This is a genomic window from Armatimonadota bacterium, assembly GCA_031459715.1.
Classification (GTDB): domain Bacteria; phylum Sysuimicrobiota; class Sysuimicrobiia; order Sysuimicrobiales; family Humicultoraceae; genus Humicultor; species Humicultor tengchongensis.
Map to the genome: position 1 here is coordinate 1 of JAVKIA010000074.1, position 2,889 is coordinate 2,889.

The 2,889-nt window shown below is 69.7% G+C and carries 3 protein-coding genes and 1 tRNA gene; all 4 read left to right on the plus strand.

The features are described from left to right. Window positions 1-33 precede the first annotated feature (33 nt). The 4 genes from QN152_13805 to QN152_13820 all read left to right on the plus strand — a co-directional run bounded on the left by QN152_13805 (window position 34) and on the right by QN152_13820 (window position 2,476). Window positions 34-1,212, plus strand: a complete 1,179-nt coding sequence (locus QN152_13805; GenBank protein ID MDR7540577.1) for a phosphoglycerate kinase — start codon at window positions 34-36, stop codon at window positions 1,210-1,212. Further along, the gene (gene tpiA / locus QN152_13810) at window positions 1,212-2,006 is read left to right on the plus strand and encodes a triose-phosphate isomerase (protein MDR7540578.1); all 795 of its coding nucleotides are present in this window, start codon (window positions 1,212-1,214) and stop codon (window positions 2,004-2,006) included. Before QN152_13805 ends, tpiA begins: the two co-directional genes overlap by 1 nt. Before the next feature lie 25 nt (window positions 2,007-2,031). After that, entirely contained in the window at window positions 2,032-2,250 is a 219-nt protein-coding gene (gene secG / locus QN152_13815; GenBank protein MDR7540579.1) for a preprotein translocase subunit SecG, read from the plus strand. A gap of 140 nt (window positions 2,251-2,390) precedes the next feature. Beyond that, window positions 2,391-2,476, plus strand: a tRNA-Leu gene (locus QN152_13820). Window positions 2,477-2,889 lie beyond the last annotated feature (413 nt).

Genomic DNA, 2,889 nt, shown 5'->3' on the forward strand with positions numbered 1-2,889 from the left:
CGACCCAGCCCCTGTGCTGTGCGAGGAGGCAGGATGCCCAAGAAGACCGTGCGCGATGTGGACGTGGCCGGTCGGCGCGTGCTTGTCCGCGTGGACTTCAACGTCCCGCTGGAGGAGGGGCGCATTACCGACGACCGACGCATCCGCGAGGCCCTGCCCACCATCACCCACCTGGCGGAGCGCGGCGCGCGGGTCATCCTCTGCTCCCACCTGGGACGGCCGAAGGGGCGGGTGGTGGACGGCCTGCGGCTCGCCCCGGTGGCGGTGCGGCTGGGCGAGCTGCTGGGCCGCCCGGTGCGTCAGGTCAGGGAGGTGGTTGGGCCGGAGGTGGCCACTGCCGTAGCCACCATGCGCCCGGGAGAGATCCTGCTGTTGGAGAACCTTCGCTTCCACCCCGGGGAGGAGGCCAACGACCCCGACTTCGCCCGGCAACTGGCGGCGCTGGCCGACCTCTACGTCAACGACGCCTTCGGCACCGCCCATCGGGCGCACGCCTCCACCGTGGGGGTGGCGCAGCACCTCCCGGCGGTGGCGGGGCTCCTCATGGAGAAAGAACTGCACCACCTGGGCGCCATCCTGGACCACCCCGCGCGCCCCTTCGTGGCTCTCCTCGGTGGGAAGAAGGTAGGAGACAAGATCCCGGTCATCCGCCACCTCCTGGGCAAGGCCGACGCCCTCCTGCTGGGCGGGGCCATGAGCTACACCTTCCTGCGGGCGCGGGGCCTGCAGGTGGGCAGGTCGCTGGTGGAGGCGGAGCTGGTGGAGCTGGCCGGTGAGCTGATGGCGCAGGCGGCCCGACGGGAGGTGACCTTGGCCCTGCCGGTAGATGTGGTCGTCGCCCCCTCACCCGAAGGGGGGCCCACCCGGGTGGTGCCCGCGGAAGCCATTCCCCCGGAGTGGATGGGCGTGGACATCGGCCCGCGCACCCGGGAGCAGTTCGCCCACCTCATCGGGGGTGCCGGGACCATCTTCTGGAACGGCCCCATGGGGATCTTCGAGGTGGAGGACTTCGCCCAGGGGACGTGGGCGGTGGCCCGGGCCCTGGCCGAATCCTCCGCGGTTACGGTGGTGGGCGGTGGGGACACAGCCGCGGCTGTGGAGGCGGCCGGCGTCGCCGACCGCATCACCCATATCTCCACCGGCGGGGGCGCCTCCCTGGAGTTCATGGAGGGGAAGGTCCTGCCCGGGGTCGCCGTGCTGGAGGACTGCTAGTGGCGCGCGTTCCGCTGGCTGCCGGTAACTGGAAGATGCACAAGACGGCGCGCGAGGGTGTCGAGACCGTCGCGGCGCTAAAGCCTCTGGTGGCCGACCTCCGGGAGGTGGACATCGTCGTCTGCCCGCCCTTCACCGCGCTGGCCGACGTGGGTCGGGCCCTGGCCGGCAGCAACATCGAGCTGGGAGCCCAGGACATGCACTGGGAGGCGCAGGGTCCCTACACCGGGGAGGTCTCCGGGCCGATGCTCTGGGACCTGGGGTGCACCTACGTCATCGTGGGCCACTCGGAGCGGCGCCGCCACTTCGGGGAGACCGACGAGGAGGCAGGCCGCAAGGTCTCCGCCGCCTTCGCCCACGAGCTGCTCCCCATTCTCTGCGTGGGCGAGACCCTGGAGGAGCGCGACGCCGGGCGCACAGAGGAGGTGGTGGCGCGGCAGGTGCGCCTGGGCACCGCCGGGGTGGACCCGGCCGGAGGTGACCGCCTGGTGGTAGCCTACGAGCCCGTCTGGGCCATCGGCACCGGGCGAGCCGCTACCGGCGAAGAGGCCAACCGGGTGAGTGCCCTGATCCGGACCTGGCTGGCGGAGCGCTTCGGTGAGGCGGCGCAGCAGACGCGCATCCTGTACGGGGGCAGCGTCACCCCGGAGAACATCACCGAGTTCATCGCCCAGCCGGAGATCGACGGGGCCCTGGTGGGAGGCGCCAGCCTGGACCCGCAGGCCTTTGCTGCCATCGTCCGGGCGGTGGCGGGCAGGGGGCGTGGCGGGGTGCCGGGAGGCGTAGTAGACTAGGCGGTGCGAACTGGGGGAGGGTCCTGTGTTTGAGACCATGCTGATCGTGCACCTGGTCCTGGCGATGGCGGTCATCGGGATCGTCGTTCTGCAGGGGCCAAAGGGGGAAGGCCTGGGGGCCATCGGTGGCAGCGCCCGCCTCTTTCACGGTCCGCGGCCGCGGGAGACGCTGATGCTGCGCCTCACCACCGCGGTCTCTATTCTGTTCATCTTCAGCGCCACCTACCTGGTCCTCAGCCGCTGAGCTCGGAGGCGAGCAGTTGCCAGGGGCGTCCGGGTGCCCGGGCGCCTGCCGGGACGTTTGCCCGATCGCCGCCGGGCGGGCCACAGGTATTTGCCCCCCGTTGGGGAGGCGGGCTATAATCGCAGATGCCCTCATCCCGTGCCGGGATGGCGGAACTTGGCAGACGCGCACGCTTGAGGGGCGTGTGGGGTCACCCATGGGGGTTCAAATCCCCCTCCCGGCACCAGCGAACGCCTGTTCGTATTTCGTTTCTCCTACAATTCGAGCTCGCCCGGGTAACATTATAACAGTCTAGCAGGGAACCCCTGATTTGTGGTTGTACCTTGAGAAAACGAGTTTCGCCAGGACGCTTCCCCTGGCATAACTGCCGAGCGTGACGAACCTCCGCCTCGGCGCCGCGAAGTACAGCAAGCTGCGCTGGGATGTTGTCCTGCTCGACGCGCACCTCCCAAATCTGCCTGGAAGGCGCGCGACACTCCGCGACTGGTCCGCTGCTTTCTGGCCTTAGTGCGATTTCGCCATTGACTGCCTCAAGATCGTGCGGTCCCGATCCACCTTATCCGGGATGGGCGGCAAGGCGGCGTTGAAAGCCCGCGGCCTGTCAGCGCCGGCGCTAAACTCCCCATAACGCCGAGGTAA

Bases quoted from the DNA above. Each gene is read 5' to 3' on its own strand.
- QN152_13805 (MDR7540577.1), top strand. From the start codon at position 34: ATGCCCAAGAAGACCGTGCGCGATGTGGACGTGGCCGGTCGGCGCGTG.